Source organism: Cupriavidus sp. (assembly GCF_057315035.1).
Genome location: NZ_DBHKYV010000023.1, coordinates 92507 through 112001, shown reverse-complemented (window position 1 = coordinate 112001; position 19495 = coordinate 92507). Strand labels below are relative to the sequence as shown.

The following is a 19495-nucleotide window of genomic DNA, read 5'->3' as shown; positions in this document are numbered from 1 at the left end:
GGGCAATCATGTTTCGCGTGCGACGATTCCTGGCCTGGCTGCTCGGGCTGACGCTGTTGGCCGGTGCTGGCAGCGTGCTGGCCCAGGCCAGGCTCGACAAGCCGCAGCTTGACCAGTTGCTGGCACCCGTGGCGCTATATCCCGATGCGCTGCTGTCACAGGTGCTGATGGCCTCCACCTATCCTGCCGACGTCGCTTCGGCCGCGCAGTGGTCCAAGTCGAATCCGAACCTGTCGGGCGATGCCGCGACCAAGGCGGTGGCCGGGCAGACCTGGGACCCCAGCGTGCAATCGCTCGTGGCGTTTCCGTCGGTGATGGACATGATGGGGCGTCAGCCACAGTGGGTGCAGTCAATCGGCGATGCATTCCTGGCCCAGCCCGACGATGTCATGGATTCGGTGCAGCGCTTGCGTGTACAGGCCCAGAAGGCCGGCACGCTGAAGACCACCGAGCAGCAGAAGGTGGTCACGCAGCAGAGCGGCGGGACCACGATCGTCCAGATCGAACCGGCCAACCCGCAGGTGGTCTACGTGCCGACATACAACCCGACCGTGGTGTACGGCGCGTGGCCGTATCCGGCCTATCCGCCAGCGTATTACCCGCCGCCACCGGGATCGGTGTTTGCCGGGGCCCTGGTGGCCGGCGTGGGCTTTGGCCTGGGCGTGGCAGCCGTGAATTCGCTCTGGGGCGGTTTCAACTGGGGCTCGCATGATGTGAACATCAACGTCAACCGCTACAACAACGTCAACGTCAACCAGCGGCTCGACGTGAACCGGTCCAACGTGAACTGGCAGCACAATCCCGCCAATCGCGGCAATGTTCCCTATAACAACCCGAACGTGGCAAATCGCTTCGACGCACAGCGCCAGCAGGGGCTGGCCAATCGTCCGCAGCCCGGGCAGGCAGGTGGCGGCCAGCGGCTGGGTCAGGGCGGTGGCGGTGTGCAGAACCAGCGTGATGCGGCACGCGACCGCGCGGCGCAATCGTTCCAGGGGCGCACCGGCCAGTCGATCCAGGGCCACGGTGGCGCGCCCGGCGTCAATCGCCAGGCCGGCGGGCAAAATCCTCGGCCGGCTGGTGCGAACCGCCAGCGCACCGATCAGGCCGAGGCGCGCAACCGCGCGCGCAACGGTAATCGCGACAACGCATTCCGCGATGCCGGCAACGGTGACCGCATGCGCCAGCAGGCAGACCGCGGCGGCAGCAGCTTGCAGCGTACCGCGGGGCAATCACGTCAGGGCGGCATGTCGCAACGGTCCGGCGGCGGATTCCAGGGTGGTGGCGGTGGTGGCGGTGGCTTCCATGGCGGCGGAGGTGGCGGTGGCGGATTCCACGGCGGCGGCGGAGGTGGCGGTCATCTTGGTCATGGTCGGAGATAACGATGATGCGTAACCAGAGATCTGGCGAGTCCGGGTTTGTATCGCGCTCACTGCGCATGCTGGCGATGGCCGCGATAGTCGCGCTGGTCGGCATATCGGCACCGGCGTTCTCCCAGCATATCTATCCGACGCCCGAGGCTGCGATGGATGCGCTTGGCGATGGCGTGGCACGTAGCGATACCGACACGCTCAAGCAGGTACTGGGCGCCCAGTACCGCAAGCTGCTGCCCACACAACTCGATCAGCAGGATATCTACGATTTCCTCGCGGCCTGGGCCAATCACCACGCCATCCGCAAGGAAGGCGACAACATGGCCAATGTTGAAGTGGGTAGTAGCGGGTGGACGTTTCCGGTGCCGATCGTGAAGCGCAAGGCGGGCTGGCAGTTCGATCTGCCGGCGGGTGAGCGCGAGGTTCACGTGCGCCGGGTTGGCCGCAATGAAATCGTGGCCATGGATACGTTGCTACAACTGGCCGATGCCCAGCAACGTTATGCGGATCAGGTTGGCAAGGGGCAGTTCGCGCGTCAGCTTGTCAGTACGCCGGGCAAGACCAATGGTCTGTACTGGCCATCCGCGTCTGCTGAAAACGATAGCCCGCTGGGGCCCGATGCGTTGGCAATGGGGCCCGAGACGCCGCCTGACGATGCATTCTATGGGTATCGCTATCGCGTGATTGCGCCGCCACCGGGCAGTGATGCGAAGTTTGCGTTTGTTGCATGGCCCGCGCGCTATGGCGAGACCGGTGTGCATTCGTTCATGCTGGACAGCGAACGGCGCTTCTATGAACGCGATCTGGGCAAGGGTACTGCCGCACGCGCCGGAGCCATTCGCACTTTTTCGCCAGAAGGCTGGGAGCGCGTGGCGGATCGCTAGCGTTACAGGCGCCGCTGGACGGTGGCGAGTCGTTGCGATTCGCTACGGCCCGCGCCACGCAGCGCAATCTGCTCCGGGTCGGCGCGCACGGCAGCCAGCCCGGCGCGGTCGACGATGCGCAACTGGCGATGCCTGACGTGGATCAGTCCGTTTGCGCCGAAGCGCGACAGCAGTCGCGATACGGTTTCCAGGGTCAGGCCCAGGTAGCTGGCGATATCGTTGCGCGTCATCGCCAGTGTGAGTGCGTCGTCGGTCATGCCGCGGCGTGCCTGTTCCGCCGCCAGGTCCAGCAGCAGCATGGCCAGCCGCTGCGCGGCTTTCATCGAACCGATCGCGACCAGCAATTCCGACTGGCGCTCGGCCTGCCGGCGCAGGATGGCCAGGATGGCTCCCCGGAAAGCGGGATCGGCCATCTGCGCGCGTAGCGCCTCAACTGGGATTGCGCAGCATTCGGTGTCCTGCAGTGCAATTGCACTGGCGCGGTACGTTGCAACGCCGGTCGCTGCGTCGGTTGCTGCTTCGCTCGATTCAAGTCCCGCAACATCGCCCGGCTGCAGGAATCCACTGACCTGGTGCCACCCGAGTTGCGATTCGTAGACCTGCTTGAGACCCCCCTCGTGTACCGGGTAGGCAGCCAGTGCCGGACGCCCCTGCGCATACAGCGTTTCTCCGGCCTGCAGATAACGCCGATCGGGCGTCAGCCATTGTTGCCGACCGCTTGTGGCACCGCCGCGAGCGTGGCGGCAGACGGGCTGGAACGGGCATAGCGTGCAGAATGAAGTGCTTTTGCAGGGGCGATCCTGGGACATTGCGACACGGCCCGAGCCATCAAGGTTTGGTGCAGCTGAGTATAAATGCTGGCAAACGTCGTTTATCTGCGACCGTTCTGCATTCTTTCGTCGCTTTGTCGTTAGTTTGTTCGACTGGTTTCCCCTCGTTCGGGTGAAGCTCGGGTGAGTGATGGGTGAGTGACGGGTGATTGTCGTCGACCGCGCAAAAGATTGTTTCCAAATTCATGTTGTGTCTTGCATACAATGCCGGCAATGCGTCACGTCGGGTGTGGTATGCTGCAACGCACAATACAGGGGGAGATCCGTTCTAAGACGAGCAGGAGTCTTCATATGGCCAAAAGCCTGTCTCCGGCCTGGGATGCGCAGTGGCGACAAATCGGTCGCTCGCAATACCGGGCCGCGAAGCAAATTCGTTCGTGGCTGGGGCGTCTCGATCTGACGCAACCAGCCGCCCGCCGGCTGCGGTATCCCGCGGCGGGCGAACCCGCACCCGCCGGCCTTCCCGGCACCTGGCAGTCCATGAAACTGGGGCTGGCCCCGCTGCCTGGCGAACTGGTGCCGCAGCTTTCCTATCGGCTCTACATTCCATCCGGCGCCAAGGGCGCCCTGCCGGTCGTGATCATGCTCCATGGCTGCCAGCAGACGCCCGAGGACCTGGCCGCCGGTACGCGCATGAATGCGCTGGCCGAGCGCGAGGGTTTTATCGTTGCGTATCCGCAGCAGCCGCTGCGCCGCTCGGTGCACCGCTGCTGGCAGTGGTTTGACCTGGGCGCCGGCGAGGGTGGCCGCGAGGCACAGGCCGTATCGATGCTGATCGACGAACTTGCCGCCCGGCCGGATGTGCGTACCGGGGAAATCTATCTTGCCGGCCTGTCGGCGGGCGCGGCGATGGCGGCGCTGGTGGCCTTGCGCTATCCCGAGAAGATTGCCGCGGTGGGCTTGCACTCGGGGGTGGTGATCGGCGCCGCGGACAATCCTGGGGCCGGGCTGAGGGCGATGCGCGATGGATCGCCGCTCGAGCCGGCACTGCTGCTTGACGCCGCCGGCGCATCCATTGGCGGCCCCGAGATGCCGGCGATTGTCGTGCATGGCATGGCGGACGATGCCGTGAGTCCGGTCAACGGTCGTTTGCTCGCACGCCAGTTCCTGGCCTACAACGGCCTCGATGACCGGCTCGGCCAGCGGCTCGAGTCGGCCAATGACGCACCACCGATAGCAGAGGGCGATTATCGCGAGGCAAGTTTCGGACGCTGGAGCCGTGACCTGGTGCGGGTGGTCGAAGTGGGCGGGCTCGGACACGCCTGGAGTGGTGGCGATGGCGCGGTCCAGTATCACAGCGATATCGGCCCGGATGCCAGCTGGATGATGTGGCAGTTCTTCCGCCAGCACCGCCGGACGGCGTGACACCTCGGTAGGCACCAAAAGAAAGGGGAAGGCTGATGGCCTTCCCCTTTTTTATCGCACGTGCCTGTGGTGGATCAGGTGAATCAGGCCTGGCGCTTGCGCACGAACAGCGCGGTGATGATGCCCATGATGCAGACGGCAACCACGTAATGGGCCGGGGCCAGCTTGTCGGTCTTGAGCATCAGCGAGACGATTACCGGTGTCAGGCCGCCAAAGATCGCGTACGAGACGTTGTACGAGAAGGACAGCCCCGAGAAGCGCACCTGTGCCGGGAACGCATGCACCAGCACGTAGGGCACGGCGCCGATCGTGCCGACGAAGAAACCGGCCAGCGCATACAGCGGCAGCAGCAGGTCGGGGCGGGTGCCGATGGAGGTGTACAGCAGATAGGCGGTTGCGGCCAGCAGGGCGCCACCGACCGACAGCGTCAGCCGCGCGCCGATGCGGTCGGCCAGTACACCGGCCACCACGCAGCCAATCGACAGGCACAGCGTGGCGGCGCTGTTGGCCACCAGTGCGGTGCGGGCATCGAAGCCGTACAGCGTCTGCAGGTACGTCGGGGTCAGCAGGATCACCACCACGATGCCGGCGGACAGCATCCAGGTCAGCAGCACGGACACCAGCACCGCGCCGCGATGGTCGCGCACCACGGTCTTGAGCGGCATTTCCGCGGCCAGGGCCTTGCGTTGCTGGAGCTCGGCAAACACCGGCGTTTCATGGAGCCAGCGGCGCAGGTACATCGAGCCAACGCCAAAGATGCCGCCCAGCACGAACGGCACGCGCCAGCCATGGTCAAGCAGCTCGGCGGGGTCGAAGATGGCGTTGATGCCGGTGGCGACCAGCGAGCCGAGCAGGATGCCGGCGGTCAGGCCGGCAGTCAGCGTACCGCAGGCATAGCCGATATGGCGCTTGGGCACATGTTCGGATACGAACACCCAGGCGCCAGGCACTTCGCCACCCACGGCGGCGCCTTGCAGGATGCGCAGCACCAGCAGCGCCATCGGGGCCAGCAGGCCAACCGTCGCATAGGTGGGCAGCAGGCCCATCAGCAGTGTCGGTACCGACATCAGCAGGATGGACAGCGTGAACATCTTCTTGCGGCCCAGCAGGTCACCGAAGTGGGCCATGATGATGCCGCCAAGCGGGCGCGCCAGGTAGCCGGCCGCGAAGATGCCGAAGGTCTGCAGCAGGCGCAGCCAGTCCGGCACCGAGGCCGGGAAGAACAGCTGGCCAATGACCTTGGCGAAGAAAACGAAAATGATGAAGTCGTAGAACTCAAGCGCGCCGCCCAGTGCTGCAAGGGCAAGCGTCTTGTAGTCCTGGCCGGTCAGCGGGCGTGCGGCATGGCCGCCTTGCTCGTCGATTGCCCCGGCAGTACTGCTGGAGGAGGACATGGAAAAACTCGCATGGATACATTCTTCACATGCGAAGCGCGCAACACGGGTGACGTGGAGGGAGACGGCCGAACGGATGACGACACGAACTTGGCGAACCGGGGCCGGCGGGTAAGCAGGCGGGCACGACGGGACGCTTCGCAAAGGCGTAAAGATACCAGAACGAACGAATGCAACTTCGATTTTGAGCAAATTGAATTCTAAATCGCCCTGTGCGCTGCCATAATCCGTCTCCATAATACAAAAACAAGTGAAATCCGGGGCACAAAGCGCCCGAATCCGGTCGGGTGTGGGGTCACAACTTCTGGGATGACATGGCTTTCAAGGATTCTATCCAGGCCGCGACAGGAGCGGCCATGGCCACGCCGCGCCGGCGCGTGGCAGTTCGCGTCGCGGGTGGCGTGGTGGCGGCACTGGCGGTTTTCGGGCTGGCTGGCTATTTTGGCGGGCCGCCGCTGATCAAATACCTGGTCGAGAAAAATGCCACCGAGGCGCTGGGCCGCAAGGTTACGCTTGGTGGCGCGCACGTCCGGCCATTCGAACTGGCCGCGACGCTGAACGACCTGACCATTTTCGAGCCGGACGGCAAGACGCCGATGCTGACCCTGGGGCAGGTCGAGGCCAATACCTCGGCCGCGTCGGTCTGGCATCTGGCGCCGGTGGTCGATTTTCTCCATGTGGATCGCCTGAAAGTGCACGTGGTGCGCAATGCCGACGGCCGCATGAGCTTTGCCGATATCCAGGAGCGCTTTGCCGCACAACCGCCCAAACCGGCGGACAGCAAGCCCGCGCGGTTCTCGATCAGCAATATCGCGGTGACCGACAGCAGCTTCGTCTATGAAGACAAGCCGCTCGATACCGTGCAGCGCGTGGAGAACTTCACGCTGACGCTGCCGTTCCTGTCGAACCTGCCGCACGATGTCGAGGTCAATACCCGCCCGACGCTGTTTGCGAAGATCAATGGCTCGCCGCTGGCACTGGCCGGTACGTCGCAGCCGTTTGCCGATACCCGCGTCACCAACCTGAACGTCAATCTTGACGGCCTCGAAGTGGCGAAGTACATGGCGTTCGCGCCAAGGCTCAAGGATGCGCAGGTCAAGGGCGGGCTCGTCGATACACGCCTTAACGTGGGCTTCCGCCAGGAAAAGGACAAGCAGGACCTGTTTGTCTCCGGCACGATAGCGTTGCGCGACGCCGAGGTGCAGACCCATGCGGGGGCGCCGCTGGTCAAGGCGGGCAAGCTGTTGGTGGACCTCGATCGGGTAGAGCCGCTGGCGCACCGCGCGCACGTGAAGAGCATCGACCTCGAAGGTTTTGGCCTGCAGGCGCTGCGGCGTGCCGACGGCACCCTGAACCTGGCGACGGCATTCCTGCCCGAGGCTGCCAGGACGAGCGCCGCCGCCACACCGGCCAAGGCCGCGACGCCGGCATCGGCGCCCGTGGCGGCAGCTCCGGCATCCGCCGCCTCCGCCGCCTCGGCACCGGCCGCCGCCGGCGTACAGGCGCCGCCCAAGCCCGAGGAAGTGCCCTGGTCCTATGCCGTGGATCGCATCTCGGTCAAGGAGGCCCAACTCGGCTTTGTCGACGAACTGGCGCCTTCGGGCCCCGGCAAGCTCGATATCGGACCGGTCAACGTGGAGATCGCCAGCCTGGCCAGCACTGGTGACAAGCCGGCGAAGCTCGACGCCAATATCACCATTGCCAACGGCCAGACCATCAAGCACACCGGCGAACTCGGACTGAAGCAAGGCACGCTGAACGGCACGCTGGAAACGGCCGGACTGCGTCCGCAGGGTTTCTCGGCGTGGTGGCCGCGCGCATTGCGCAGCCAGTTTGGCGAGACCGGCATCAATGCCGAGTTGCATTACAAGATGGCATGGACGCAGCCGGTATTCCAGTTCACGCTGGAAAAGTCGCGCGTCGAACTGTCGCCGGTCTATGTGGCAACACGTGACCCGATTGCCCTGCCCGCCACGCCAGCAGCAACGAGCAACGACGATAGCAATGCCAAGGCGCCCGCGGCCAGCAACGGAGCGCGCGCCACACGCTCCGGCCGTAACCGCGTTGCGCGTGCGGCAGACACGGAAGGTGCCAACCTGCCGCTGGTCAAGGCCGACAAACTCGTGCTGGACGATATCGCGCTGGACCTGGCCAAGCAGACCTTCGAGGCGGGACAGGTGGCATTGGTGAAGCCGCAGATCTCCGCCACGCGCGATCATAGTGGTCAGTTGCTGGAATCGGCGCAGCTGTGGGCGACGCAGTCCGCCGCGCAGAAGGCGGCCGACCCTGCCGCGAAGCCCGCCGCACCGGCAGCCAACGGCAAGGCGGCTGCGCCGGGCTGGAAAGTGCGCATCGGCAAGGTCGCGGTGGACGATGGTGCCGCGCGCCTGGCCGACTATGAACCCGCCGAGGCCAACCGAGGCCGGCCGGTGATTCACCAGTTCCGCAATATCGGCCTGAACACGGGCACCATCACGTGGCCGCTTTCGGCGGCCCCGCTGCCCGTGAAGCTCCATGCGGAAAGTGGCCGCAAGGGCGTGATGAATCTCGACGGCCAGGTCATGCCGACGGTGCCCGGTGCGCAACTGCAGCTCGATTTGCGCGATCTCGACATGGCACCGTTCCAGCCGTATCTTGCGGATCGCTTCAATGCGGCGCTACGCAGTGGCACCATGACGCTGAAGGGCAAGCTCGGCTACCTCGCGCCGGCAGGCAAGCCGATGGCGGTGCAGTTCAGCGGCAATGCGTCTGCCGGCAACGTGCGGACCGTGGACCGGATCTCGGGTGAAGACTTCCTGCGCTGGCGCGCGCTGTCGGTCACGGGCATCGACTTCAACATGGACGATGCCAAGGGACCAATGAAGGTTGGCGTCAACAACGTCGGGCTGTCGGATTTCTATGCGCGCGTGATCCTGAATGCCAATGGCCGGCTGAACCTGCAGGATGTGATGGCCGGTGGCGCCGCCAAAGGCGAGGCGGCACCTTCGATGAGCCTGACGCAAGCGAGTCCGGCGTCGGCGCCAGCGGCCAAGCCGGCCGCTCCGCCAGCGCAGGCGAAGGAAGCAGCGGGCCCGCGTCCGCAGATCCGTCTGGGCGGCGTATCGATCAACAAGGGCAACATCAACTTCTCGGACTTCTTCGTCAAGCCCAACTATTCGGCCAACCTGACCGACATGAAGGGTTCGGTGTCGAAGGTTTCGACCGGTGATCCCACGCCGGCCGACCTGGTCCTCGACGGGCGGCTCGACGATGATGCCCCGGTCAATATCAGCGGCAAGCTGAATCCGCTGGGCGAGCAGCTGTATCTCGATATTGCCGCCAAGGCGGCCGGCGTGGAGCTCACACGGCTGACGCCGTATGCGGCCAAGTATGCCGGCTACCCGATCACCAAGGGCAAGCTCACGGTGGATGTGGCGTACAAGATCGAGAACGGCAAGCTCGATGCGAAGAACCATCTCTACCTGGACCAGCTCACGTTCGGTGAGAAGACCGACAGCCCGGACGCGGTCAAGCTGCCGGTGCTGCTGGCGGTGTCGCTGCTCAAGGATCGCAATGGTGTCATCGACATCAACCTCCCGGTGTCGGGCTCGCTGTCCGATCCGGAGTTCAGCGTCGGGGGCGTGATACTGCGCGTGATCGTGAATTTGCTGACCAAGGCGATCACGTCGCCGTTCTCGCTGATCGCATCGGCGTTTGGTGGTGGCGGCGAAGAGTTGGGCTATATCGAGTTTGCGCCAGGCTCGTCGACGCTAACCGACGAGGGGCGCAAGAAGATCGAGACGATAGGCAAGGCACTGAATGATCGTCCGTCGCTGCGGCTGGAGATCAGCGGCCGTATCGACCCGGCCACCGACGCCGATGGTGCGCGCCGTGTGTGGCTGAATCAGCGCGTGGCCGAAGCCAAGCAGCGCGACCTGCGCCGCTCGGCCCAGGCCGGCGACCAGGCCGAGGAAGGCGAGGGCGGCGAGCAGGGGGCGCGCGTCACGGTGTCGAAGCAGGAGTATCCAAAGTACCTGGAGGCGGTGTACAAGCGCGAGTCGTTCAAGAAGCCGACAAATTTCATCGGCCTCAACAAGTCGCTACCGCCTGCGGAAATGGAAAAGCTGTTGCTTGAACACGCACCGGTGACCGATACCGAATTGCGCGCGCTGGCGGAGCAACGCGCACTGGCGGTCAAGCAGTCGCTGGAACGCGATGGCAAGGTGCCCGACTCAAAACTGTTCCTGACTGCATCCAAGCTCACCGCGGAAGGCATCAAGGACAAGGGCGCGCCGAACCGCGTGGACTTCTCGATCCGGCAGTAGTCAATCGCGGGCGCAAATCCGGCGGCGTTTGAACGATGGGCTCGAACGCCGCCGCCGGGAAGGCCGCCATGAAAAAACCGCGTATGATTCGCCCCGAAACGATTTATCGAATTCTTTGACTATTCCTTGGGAGTGCGTGTTGGAGCAGGAAGCAATTGCCTATAAGACCTGGGTCTGCCTGATTTGTGGCTGGGTGTATGACGAGGAACAAGGCTGGCCCGATGACGGCATTGCCCCCGGCACGCGTTGGGAAGAGATTCCGGAAGACTGGCGCTGCCCCGAGTGCGACGTCAGCAAGGGCGATTTCTCGATGATCGAGTTCTGAGAACCGACAACCGGGAACCGGGACCCTGTCAGGAGTGCCTGTGCGGCAACTCCCTGCAGATGCCGGCGCGTGCGCGTCGGCGCGCGCAGCGCGTATAGCGCATGCGGTACGGATGGTTGCAGCGCCATAGCGCGGCGGCAACCGTCAGCAACAGCAGCACCGCCATGACGGCGGCCAGCGCGGTCAGGGACATGGGCGCCTCCTTCTCCAGGCGCGTTGCACATACCGCTTTCCAGCCGCTATATCAGCAGTGGTAGCGCTTCCAGCACCAGCACCCCAAGCAACACCCCGATGATTGCGCCTGCACAACGGCAACTGATGCGCAGTGCCTTGGCAGCTACCGGGATCGCACCCATCGCCAGCAGCCCGACGAGTGCCATGGGGATCAGAAATACAAGATCGTGCGCCTGTAGGTGCAGCATGGCGGTCTCCTGTCTTGTTTCTTTGTGCTTCCAGTATAGGCAGTGTGTGGCGAATACAAGGCCGGAACGCTTAGGGTTGTCCCGCAACGTTTGAAACGCACGCAGGGTTTGACACCCTGCATGGGCCACCCCATGTACCGGGTAAGTGTCACCGACCATGCCGTTCGTGCCGCATGCGGCGCATGTCGTTGCGGTGGTCCAACGCTGACCCAACAGGTGTCCTATGCTGGACGCAGGATGGCCACCGCCGGCCATCGAGTAGCGTGGAGGAAGCCATGGAACTTCATATGCATTCGCACCATTACGTGCGCCGCCTGCCCGACTGGTCTGCCGCCGCGGTATCGGGCCTGGCCGCGGGCGCGTTGCTGATCGTCGTGGAAATGTTCTGGTCGAGCATGGTCGCCGGGGTGCATCCCTGGGGCACCACGCGCATGATCGCTGCCATCGTCATGGGCCGAGAGGTCTTGCAGACTTCGCTGTTCAGTGTTGGCACCGTGGCCATGGCCTTGATCATCCACTTCGTGCTGGGCGCGATACTTGGCTGCGTGCTGTGCGCCATCATTGCACCGTTCCAGCTCGACTCCAGTATCGGCATGTCGATGCTCGTGGGGGCCGCGTTCGGGCTGGTGGTCTATCTGTTCAACTTCTATGTGATGACCGCGGCGTTCCCGTGGTTTGTCGATGCACGTGGCTGGCATACGCTGGTGGGCCATATGATCTTCGGCATGGCCATCGCGCTGTGCTACTGGAAGCTGGAATCGCGCGATGTCATGCACTAGATACATCAAGCGATAAAGTAACCATGACGTAACTGGTTGCGTCGCGCGGCTTGCCTCTGCACGGGGCCTGCGCGCGGCATGGATGGCGGTTGGGAAATGCTGTTTCCCTCCGCCATTTTTTGTTGCGGCGCACGCGAGACATTTGCGCGCGAAGTCGTACATGCCGGCACTTATGTCGCCTTGCAGTGACCTGAGCCGATGCACTAGTCTTATTCCACGTGCGTGAATGGGCTCACCCGCAGGCCCGTTCCCTTGCGCGCGCGAGGAGGGGGACATGGCGATCGCGATCGTGCTCGTCATCATGGTTGCCGCTTCGGTGCTCTTTCATTTCCTGAGCCCCTGGTGGGCAACACCGCTGGCATCCAACTGGAAGCAGATGGATGACACGCTCACCATTACCCTGGTCATTACCGGTCTCTTCTTCGTTGTCATCAACCTGCTGGTTGGCTATATCGTCTGGCGCTTCCGTCATCGGGAAGGGCATCGCGCGGCCTATGAACCTGAAAATCCCCGTCTTGAACGCTGGCTGATCGGACTCAGTGCCGTTGGCATCATGGCGCTGCTGGCGCCGGGGCTGATCGTATATGCCGACTATGTCCGGCCACCGCGCGAGGCCATGGAGCTGGAGGTGGTCGGCCAGCAATGGCAATGGGCATTCCGCTTTGCCGGAAGCGCCGGCCAGCTCGGTACCTCCGATCCACGCTTCGTGAGCGGCGCCAATCCGCTGGGCGTGAACCCCGATGACCCGAACGGGCAGGACGATGTAATCGTGGTGGGGCCCGAAGTACACCTGCCGCTCAACCGGCCTGTCAAGGTGCTGCTGCGCTCGAAAGATGTGCTGCACGACTTCTATGTGCCGCCGTTTCGTGCACGCATGAACATGGTGCCGGGCATGGTGACATCGTTCTGGTTCACGCCTACAAAGGTGGGGCGGTTCGATATCCTGTGCGCGCAGCTCTGCGGCGTGGGGCACTACAACATGCGTGGCATCGTGGTGGTCGAGGAACCTGCCGCTTTCAACGCCTGGCTGGCAAAGCAGCAGACCTTTGCCATGGCCATGGCAAAGGCCGCGCTGCCTGCTACCGCGGCGACCCCAGGCAGTGGGAACCTGGCGGAGCAGGGGCGTGCGCTGGCGCAAAGCAAGGGCTGTATTGCGTGCCATAGCGTTGACGGCAGTCCTGGCGTGGGTCCATCGTGGAAAGGTCTCTTCGGCAGCACGCAGACGTTTGCCGATGGCAGCAGCGCAAAGGTCGACGATGCGTTCCTGAGAAAGGAGATCGAAGACCCGCAGGCCCGTGTCGTGAAGGGTTTCGGTCCGGTGATGCCAAAGCTGCCGGTGACCGAGGCCGAGGTGGCGGCAATGTCCGCCTATATCCATTCGCTGGGTACCGCCGCGGCACCCCAGGCAGGGAAATAGGCAAGGAGGAAACGATGGCCTATGCCGACGATGCAGCCCATCACGGTCCGCAAAGTTTCTGGACCCGTTATGTCTGGAGCCAGGACCACAAGGTGATAGCGGTGCAATACACGCTGGTTGCCATCGTGGTGGGGCTGGTGGGCGTGGCACTGTCCAACCTGATGCGCATGCAACTGGGTTTTCCCGGCAAGTTCGATTTCATCGACGCCAACCGCTACTACCAGTTCGTGACGATGCACGGGATGATCATGGTGATCTACCTGCTGACGGCGCTGTTCCTCGGCGGCTTTGGCAACTATCTGATCCCGCTGATGGTCGGCGCGCGCGACATGGTGTTCCCGTTCCTGAACATGCTCAGCTTCTGGGTCTACTTTGTCTCGGTGCTGGTGCTGCTGGCCAGCTTCTTCGTGCCTGGCGGGCCCACGGGCGCGGGCTGGACGCTCTATCCGCCGCAGGCGATCCTGCCGGGTACGCCCGGCCATGACTGGGGCATCATCCTGATGCTGGTGTCATTGGTGATCTTCATCGTCGCGGCCACGATGGGGGGGCTGAACTATGTGACCACGGTGCTGCAGGCGCGCACCGAAGGCATGACGATGTTGCGCATGCCGCTGGCGGTGTGGGGCATCTTCATGGCCACGATACTGGCGCTGCTGGCATTCCCGGCGCTGTTCGTCTCGGGCGTGATGATGCTGCTCGACAAGACACTGGGCACCAGCTTCTTCATGCCGGCGATGGTGTCGATGGGGCAGCAACTCAACTACAAGGGGGGCAGCCCGCTGTTGTTCCAGCACCTGTTCTGGTTCTTCGGGCATCCCGAGGTCTATATCGTGGCGCTGCCGGCTTTCGGCATCGTGTCCGACCTGATCAGCGTGCACTCACGCAAGAGCATCTTCGGCTATCGCACCATGGTGTGGGCCATCCTGGCCATCGGGCTGCTGTCCGTGGTGGTGTGGGCGCACCATATGTTCGTAAGCGGCATGAATCCGTACTTCGGGTTCTTCTTCGCCACGACCACGCTGATCATTGCCGTGCCTACGGCCATCAAGGTCTACAACTGGGTGATCACGCTCTGGCGTGGCGACATCCATTTTTCCGTGCCGATGCTGTTCGCGATCGCGTTCATCAGCACTTTCGTGATCGGCGGCCTGACCGGGTTGTTCCTTGGCAACGTCAGTGTCGACATCCCTCTGTCCAACACGTACTTCGTAGTGGCGCACTTCCACATGGTGATGGGCGTGTCGCCGATCCTGGTGGTGTTTGGCGGACTCTACCACTGGTATCCGAAGGTCACCGGACGGATGCTTGACGACACGCTTGGCCGAATCCACTTCTGGGTCACGTTCGTCGGCACGTACGCAATCTTCTTTCCAATGCACTACCTGGGCATCCTGGGCATGCCGCGTCGCTACTACGCGTGGGACAACTACAGCTTCATTCCCGAGTCCGCGCACACGATGAACATGTATATCTCGATTGCCGCCTTCATCGTAGCCACGGCGCAGTTGCTGTTTGTCTTCAACCTGTTCTGGAGCCTGCGGCGCGGCCGGCCGGCCGGCGCCAATCCGTGGCGTGCGGCATCGCTGGAATGGCAGACGCCGCAGACACCGCCCGTCCATGGCAACTGGGGGCCACACCTGCCCGTGGTGTACCGCTGGGCCTACGCGTACAGCGTGCCCGGCGCACCGGAGGATTTCATCGCGCAGAACGCGCCGCCCGAAGCCGGTGGTGCGGAACCCGAACCGCATGCCAGCCGGGGAGCCGTCGCATGAACACCGATACCATCGTTGCCGACGCAGGCCCGGGTGTGTTCCGGGTCTCGCGGGAATCGCCCGGCGGAGGAAGCGGTGGCGATGCCACGCACGGACACGGGCAACGTGCACCGGGCAGCATCGGGCTCTGGGTATTCATGGGCGTCGTGACGGCGCTGTTCACGCTATTCCTGGCGGCCTACGTGATGCGCATGGACAGTCCCGACTGGCAGCATATTGCGCTGCCCTGGCAGGTCTGGCTGTCCACGGTGCTGCTGGCATTGGCCAGCGTGGCCATGGCAGTGGCGTCGCGTGCGGCGCTGGCGGGCCGCATGGCGCGGGCGCGCCTGGCGTTGCGCCTCGGCGGCCTCGGTGCCGTGGCCTTCGTCGGTTCACAGTTCTGGGCCTGGACGGCGCTATATGCCATGCACGTGGTGCCGGCAAACAACCCCGCAGGCAGCTTCTTCTATCTGCTGACGGCAATGCACGGCCTCCACATGATTGGTGGCCTGGTGGGCTTTGCATTCGTTGCGCTCGATCGCGGCAGCGGTACGCGCACGCAGGTCCGTATCGGGTTGTGCGCGCGGTACTGGCATTTCCTGCTGGCGGTGTGGATCGTGCTGCTGGGCGCGCTGGGCTGGCTGACGCCCGAGATCGTCAACTACATCTGCGGCAGAGGCTGAGTGAGGTGCTCCCGATGAACTCGCAAGTTTCCTCCTCCGTCACGGCCCACGATCATCTGCCGGGCGGCGTGCGCGGCCTGGTCGCCGACTGGTCTTCGGACCAGCGTGCGTTCAAGGTGTCGTGGGGCAAGGCGATGATGTGGATCTTCCTGCTGTCCGACACCTTTGTCTTCAGTTGCTTCCTGACCGGCTACATGACCGTTCGCATGGCCAATACGGTGCCGTGGCCGAATGCCAGCGAGGTGTTCGCGATCGACATCGGCGGCCATCCGGTACCGCTGCTGCTGATTGCCATCATGACCTTCACGCTGATTACCAGCAGCGGGACCATGGCGATGGCAGTCAACTGCGCATACCGGCGCGACCGCATGGCGTGCGCCAAGCTGATGTTCGTTACCGCCTGGTTTGGCGAGGTGTTCGTCTGCATGCAGGCCTTCGAATGGACCAAGCTGATTGTCGTCGAAGGCATTCGGCCGTGGGGCAATCCGCTTGGGGCCGCGCAGTTCGGCTCCACATTCTTCATGATTACGGGCTTTCACGGCTTTCACGTGACCTGCGGCGTGATCTACCTGCTGTTCATCGCCAGCAAGGTGCTGCGTGGCCACTATGAGGTCAGCGGCAACTACCAGGCCGTGGAGATTGCCGGGCTTTACTGGCACTTCGTGGACCTGGTGTGGGTCTTCATCTTCGCACTGTTCTATCTCTGGTGAGGCCGACCATGGCATCGACTCCCACTCCCGCGGCACCGCACACTGAACCGGCCAGCGAACACGGCGGCCAGTCGCATCCGATCGGGCTCTACCTGAAGGTCTGGCTGCTGCTGTTCGTGTTGTCCACGCTGTCATACATGGTGGACTACTTTCACCTGTCCGGTTACCTGCGCTGGTTCCTGATCCTGCTGTTCATGGCGCTGAAGGCGGGCCTGATCATCGCGATTTTCATGCACATGGCGTGGGAGCGCATGGCATTGATCTGCGCAATCCTGCTACCGCCGCTATGTTTGCTGGTATTGGTGTGGCTCATGGCGGCGGAAGCGGATTACACTTTCCTGACGCGCGGCGTGTTCTTCCGCTAGCATCCCCTGCCGATGCCGGCGGCGCCGCGATGTTCATGGAAGGACTTCGCTCATGCACGCCGCCACCGAAAGCATCCTGCTATACAACCACGGCCGCGACCCGGAACGGCTGACGATGAAACTCGCCGCTATCGCGGCCGAGCCGTTTGCGTTCTTTCGCGGTACCAACCACCTCTATGCTGCCTCGCTGGAAGACGAGATTGGTCTCGATGCGCCGTTGACCTACGTCTGTGGCGATCTTCACGTCGAGAACTTCGGCTCGTTCAAGGGCGACAACGGACTGGTCTATTTCGACCTGAACGACTTTGACGACGCGCTGGTGGCGCCATTTACGGTGGACACCGTGCGCATGTTGTCGAGCGTTCTGGTTGCCAGCCATCAATTTGGCCTCTCCGATTCCGATGCACGCGTGGCCTGCGACCACATGCTTGCCGAGTACACACGTACGTTGCGCACTGGCAAACCGCGCTGGATCGAACGTGCCACGGCCACCGGGCTGGTGGCCACGTTGCTGCGGCAGGTAAAGCGCCGCAGACGCGGTGCGTTGCTGGCAACACGCACGGCACTACGCAATGGCCAGCGACGCCTGAGTTTCGATCGCCACGCAATGCGCGCGGACCGGACGCAGCGCGAGCATGCCGCGCATATCCTGTCGATCTACTCGAAGCAGGAGCACCACGGTCACCGCTTCGTGGCCGACGATGCGGCGCGTCGCATTGCAGGCGTGGGCAGTCTCGGGCTGGAACGGTATGTGGTGCTGGCGCATGAGACCGAAGTGCCGACTTCCCGGCGGCTGATCGATATCAAGCGTGCCGCACCCAGTGCGTGGGCAGCCATGCAGCGCCGCAGCCAGCCACGCTGGGGCAGCGACGCGCAGCGGGTGGCTACAGTGCAGCAGATCATGCAGGCCGCTTCGCCGGCGCTGCTGTCGTTTGTGACACTGGACCGTCAGACCTCGTATCTGGTCAAGAGTCTCCAGCCCACCACCGATCGCGTGGACCTGGCGCATTGCCGCAATCGGCCGGCCCTGATCGAAGTACTGACGACCATGGCGCGCGCGGCGGCGTGGGCGCACCTGCGCGGCTGCGGCCATCAGGCGGCGGACCGGATCGAGAAACTGCAGGATTATGCGTCGGGTGGACGCTGGCAATCGAAGGTGCTGCGGCTGGCACGCCACGGACGCGATGTATCGCTGGCGCAGTGGCGGGAGTATGTGGAGGATTATCGGAAGGCGAAGGGGAAATGAACAGTTGAACCGCTTGCCCTCTCCCCCGGCCCCTCTCCCGCGCGCGGGAGAGGGGAGACCACAATCGCTTATACCTTTAGACCTGGGTGATGAACTTGGTCACCAGGTAGCCATCGAACGTTTCCTGGCCGCCTTCGCTGCCGATGCCGGAGTCCTTGATGCCGCCGAACGGTGTCTCGGACAGCGCCATGCCGAAATGGTTGATATTGACCATGCCGGCTTCAAGACCGTTCGATACCTGATGCGCGGTCTTCAGCGAGTTCGTGAACACGTACGAGGCCAGGCCGAATGGCAGGCTGTTGGCGCGGCGCAGGACTTCTTCCGTATCCTTGAAGCGGGTGACCGGTGCCACCGGACCGAACGGCTCATCGACCATCAGCTTGGCGTCGTCGGGCAGGTCCGTTACCACGGTCGGGGCAAAGAAGAAGCCCTTGTCGCCAATACGCGAACCGCCGGCCACGATCTTGCCGCCACGGTGGTTGGCGTCATCGAGGAACTGTTCCATCGAGGCGATGCGGCGCTCATGGGCCAGTGGGCCCATCTGCGTGCCGTCGTCAAGGCCGTTGCCAACCTTGATCGAGCCGATTACCTCGGTGAAGCGGGCCAGGAACCTGTCGTAGGCCTTCTCCTGGACGTAGAAGCGCGTCGGCGATACGCAGACCTGGCCGGCATTGCGCAGCTTGAAGCGCGCCAGCATTTCGGCGGCCGGCTCGATATCGGCATCGTCGAAGACCAGCACCGGCGAATGGCCGCCCAGTTCCATCGTCACACGCTTCATGTGGGCACCGGCCAGCGCTGCCAGTTGCTTGCCCACCGGCACCGAGCCCGTGAACGAGATCTTGCGCACGATCGGCGATTCGATCAGGTAGGTCGAGATTTCACCGGGCACGCCCCAGACAATGTTCAGCACGCCCGGGGGCAGGCCTGCATCGTGGAACAGGCGCGCCAGCGCCACCACGGCGCTGGGCGAATCCTCGGGTCCTTTCAGGATCAGCGTGCAGCCGGCGCCGATGGCGGCAACGATCTTGCGGATGGCCTGGTTGAACGGGAAATTCCAGGGGGTGAAGGCCGCGCAGACCCCGATTGGCTCGCGCACCACGATCTGGCGCACCGCCGGGTTGCGCGGGGGAATCACGCGGCCATAGATGCGGCGGCATTCCTCGGCGTGCCACTCGGCATGTTCGGCGCAGATCGTGACCTCGGCCACGGCTTCGGCCAGCGGCTTGCCCTGGTCAAGCGTGATATCGCGGCCGATCTCCTTGGCACGCGTGCGCGTCAGTTCCGCGACGCGGCGCAGAATGGCCGAACGCTCCAGCGGTGAGGTCTTCTTCCACGTTTCGAACGCGCGTTGCGCGGCGGCCAGCGCGCGGTCCAGGTCTGCCTTCGAGGCATGGGGCAGCTTGCCAAGCAGTTCCTGGGTGGCCGGATTGATGACATCCTGCTCGCGCCGGTCGCCTCCCTTGACGAATTCTCCATCGATATAGAGGGCGAGATCCTGGTACGCCATGTTTGGCTCCTGTGCGGGTTGGACGGTGCGCCGAAGCCGGCGAACCGCGGACGGTCGATCGGAAAACCGCAAGCTTACCGCTTCACCACCGAATGCGCACAGAGATCAGTTGCGGCCGATAATCGGTCGAGCCGGCGCTGGCA

The 19495-nt window shown here is 63.8% G+C and carries 17 protein-coding genes; 12 read left to right on the top strand and 5 right to left on the bottom strand.

Going from position 1 to position 19495, the window contains the following annotated elements; genetic code table 11:
* Positions 1–8: 8 nt before the first annotated feature.
* Both ACO550_RS24485 and ACO550_RS24480 read left to right on the top strand, forming a co-directional pair.
* Positions 9–1379: a DUF3300 domain-containing protein gene (locus ACO550_RS24485; protein ID WP_315594587.1), complete on the top strand. Its 1371-nt coding sequence runs from the start codon at positions 9–11 to the stop codon at positions 1377–1379.
* Between the two features lie 2 nt (positions 1380–1381).
* Positions 1382–2254, top strand: a complete 873-nt coding sequence (locus ACO550_RS24480; RefSeq protein ID WP_485994985.1) for a DUF2950 family protein — start codon at positions 1382–1384, stop codon at positions 2252–2254.
* Between the two features lie 2 nt (positions 2255–2256).
* On the opposite strand, the gene ACO550_RS24475 is transcribed toward ACO550_RS24480, so the two are convergent.
* Positions 2257–3063 (bottom strand): helix-turn-helix domain-containing protein, encoded by an 807-nt coding sequence (locus tag ACO550_RS24475; RefSeq protein ID WP_315594588.1) that lies wholly within the window; start codon positions 3061–3063, stop codon positions 2257–2259.
* A 312-nt stretch (positions 3064–3375) separates the two neighbouring features.
* Here ACO550_RS24475 and ACO550_RS24470 point away from each other — a divergent pair, with 312 nt between their 5' ends.
* The gene (locus ACO550_RS24470; RefSeq protein WP_315594589.1) at positions 3376–4449 is read left to right on the top strand and encodes an extracellular catalytic domain type 1 short-chain-length polyhydroxyalkanoate depolymerase; all 1074 of its coding nucleotides are present in this window, start codon (positions 3376–3378) and stop codon (positions 4447–4449) included.
* 83 nt (positions 4450–4532) lie between these two features.
* Here ACO550_RS24470 and ACO550_RS24465 read toward each other — a convergent pair whose 3' ends face one another.
* Positions 4533–5843 (bottom strand): MFS transporter, encoded by a 1311-nt coding sequence (locus ACO550_RS24465; RefSeq protein ID WP_315594590.1) that lies wholly within the window; start codon positions 5841–5843, stop codon positions 4533–4535.
* 314 nt (positions 5844–6157) lie between these two features.
* Here ACO550_RS24465 and ACO550_RS24460 point away from each other — a divergent pair, with 314 nt between their 5' ends.
* Together ACO550_RS24460 and ACO550_RS24455 are read left to right on the top strand one after the other, a co-directional pair.
* A complete protein-coding gene (locus ACO550_RS24460; protein ID WP_315594591.1) occupies positions 6158–10147 on the top strand; it encodes a DUF748 domain-containing protein in 3990 nt (1329 codons plus the stop codon).
* 139 nt (positions 10148–10286) lie between these two features.
* Entirely contained in the window at positions 10287–10472 is a 186-nt protein-coding gene (locus tag ACO550_RS24455) for a rubredoxin (protein WP_315594592.1), read from the top strand.
* A 28-nt stretch (positions 10473–10500) separates the two neighbouring features.
* Here the strand turns inward: ACO550_RS24455 and ACO550_RS24450 are convergent, their stop codons facing one another.
* Positions 10501–10665: a hypothetical protein gene (locus tag ACO550_RS24450; protein WP_315594593.1), complete on the bottom strand. Its 165-nt coding sequence runs from the start codon at positions 10663–10665 to the stop codon at positions 10501–10503.
* A 46-nt stretch (positions 10666–10711) separates the two neighbouring features.
* Entirely contained in the window at positions 10712–10894 is a 183-nt protein-coding gene (locus ACO550_RS24445) for a hypothetical protein (RefSeq protein ID WP_092137367.1), read from the bottom strand.
* Between the two features lie 275 nt (positions 10895–11169).
* On the opposite strand from ACO550_RS24445, the gene ACO550_RS24440 reads away from it, so the two are divergent.
* From ACO550_RS24440 to ACO550_RS24410, 7 genes are all read left to right on the top strand, one after another.
* Positions 11170–11673 (top strand): hypothetical protein, encoded by a 504-nt coding sequence (locus tag ACO550_RS24440; RefSeq protein ID WP_315594594.1) that lies wholly within the window; start codon positions 11170–11172, stop codon positions 11671–11673.
* 274 nt (positions 11674–11947) lie between these two features.
* The gene (locus ACO550_RS24435) at positions 11948–13090 is read left to right on the top strand and encodes a c-type cytochrome (RefSeq protein ID WP_315594595.1); all 1143 of its coding nucleotides are present in this window, start codon (positions 11948–11950) and stop codon (positions 13088–13090) included.
* Between the two features lie 14 nt (positions 13091–13104).
* Positions 13105–14862 carry a cytochrome c oxidase subunit I gene (gene ctaD, locus ACO550_RS24430; protein WP_315594596.1) on the top strand — a complete coding sequence of 586 codons (1758 nt, stop codon included), beginning with the start codon at positions 13105–13107 and terminating at the stop codon, positions 14860–14862.
* On the top strand, positions 14859–15524 hold the full coding sequence (locus ACO550_RS24425) for a cytochrome c oxidase subunit 3 (RefSeq protein WP_315594597.1): 666 nt from the start codon (positions 14859–14861) through the stop codon (positions 15522–15524). Before ctaD ends, ACO550_RS24425 begins: the two co-directional genes overlap by 4 nt.
* Positions 15525–15538: 14 nt before the next feature.
* The gene (locus ACO550_RS24420; protein WP_315594598.1) at positions 15539–16234 is read left to right on the top strand and encodes a cytochrome c oxidase subunit 3; all 696 of its coding nucleotides are present in this window, start codon (positions 15539–15541) and stop codon (positions 16232–16234) included.
* A gap of 8 nt (positions 16235–16242) precedes the next feature.
* Complete coding sequence (locus tag ACO550_RS24415) at positions 16243–16599, top strand: cytochrome C oxidase subunit IV family protein (RefSeq protein ID WP_315594599.1); 357 nt, start codon at positions 16243–16245, stop codon at positions 16597–16599.
* Positions 16600–16651: 52 nt separating this feature from the next.
* Positions 16652–17845: a DUF2252 domain-containing protein gene (locus tag ACO550_RS24410; protein WP_315594600.1), complete on the top strand. Its 1194-nt coding sequence runs from the start codon at positions 16652–16654 to the stop codon at positions 17843–17845.
* A 76-nt stretch (positions 17846–17921) separates the two neighbouring features.
* Here ACO550_RS24410 and ACO550_RS24405 read toward each other — a convergent pair whose 3' ends face one another.
* Positions 17922–19352, bottom strand: a complete 1431-nt coding sequence (locus ACO550_RS24405) for an aldehyde dehydrogenase family protein (RefSeq protein ID WP_315594601.1) — start codon at positions 19350–19352, stop codon at positions 17922–17924.
* Positions 19353–19495 lie beyond the last annotated feature (143 nt).

Coding starts and splice junctions, on each gene's coding strand:
- ACO550_RS24485 (WP_315594587.1), top strand. CDS start 9: ATGTTTCGCGTGCGACGATTCCTGGCCTGGCTGCTCGGGCTGACGCTG.
- ACO550_RS24480 (WP_485994985.1), top strand. CDS start 1,382: ATGATGCGTAACCAGAGATCTGGCGAGTCCGGGTTTGTATCGCGCTCA.
- ACO550_RS24475 (WP_315594588.1), bottom strand. CDS start 3,063: ATGTCCCAGGATCGCCCCTGCAAAAGCACTTCATTCTGCACGCTATGC.
- ACO550_RS24470 (WP_315594589.1), top strand. CDS start 3,376: ATGGCCAAAAGCCTGTCTCCGGCCTGGGATGCGCAGTGGCGACAAATC.
- ACO550_RS24465 (WP_315594590.1), bottom strand. CDS start 5,843: ATGTCCTCCTCCAGCAGTACTGCCGGGGCAATCGACGAGCAAGGCGGC.
- ACO550_RS24460 (WP_315594591.1), top strand. CDS start 6,158: ATGGCTTTCAAGGATTCTATCCAGGCCGCGACAGGAGCGGCCATGGCC.
- ACO550_RS24450 (WP_315594593.1), bottom strand. CDS start 10,665: ATGTCCCTGACCGCGCTGGCCGCCGTCATGGCGGTGCTGCTGTTGCTG.
- ACO550_RS24445 (WP_092137367.1), bottom strand. CDS start 10,894: ATGCTGCACCTACAGGCGCACGATCTTGTATTTCTGATCCCCATGGCA.
- ACO550_RS24440 (WP_315594594.1), top strand. CDS start 11,170: ATGGAACTTCATATGCATTCGCACCATTACGTGCGCCGCCTGCCCGAC.
- ACO550_RS24435 (WP_315594595.1), top strand. CDS start 11,948: ATGGCGATCGCGATCGTGCTCGTCATCATGGTTGCCGCTTCGGTGCTC.
- ctaD (WP_315594596.1), top strand. CDS start 13,105: ATGGCCTATGCCGACGATGCAGCCCATCACGGTCCGCAAAGTTTCTGG.
- ACO550_RS24425 (WP_315594597.1), top strand. CDS start 14,859: ATGAACACCGATACCATCGTTGCCGACGCAGGCCCGGGTGTGTTCCGG.
- ACO550_RS24420 (WP_315594598.1), top strand. CDS start 15,539: ATGAACTCGCAAGTTTCCTCCTCCGTCACGGCCCACGATCATCTGCCG.
- ACO550_RS24415 (WP_315594599.1), top strand. CDS start 16,243: ATGGCATCGACTCCCACTCCCGCGGCACCGCACACTGAACCGGCCAGC.
- ACO550_RS24410 (WP_315594600.1), top strand. CDS start 16,652: ATGCACGCCGCCACCGAAAGCATCCTGCTATACAACCACGGCCGCGAC.
- ACO550_RS24405 (WP_315594601.1), bottom strand. CDS start 19,352: ATGGCGTACCAGGATCTCGCCCTCTATATCGATGGAGAATTCGTCAAG.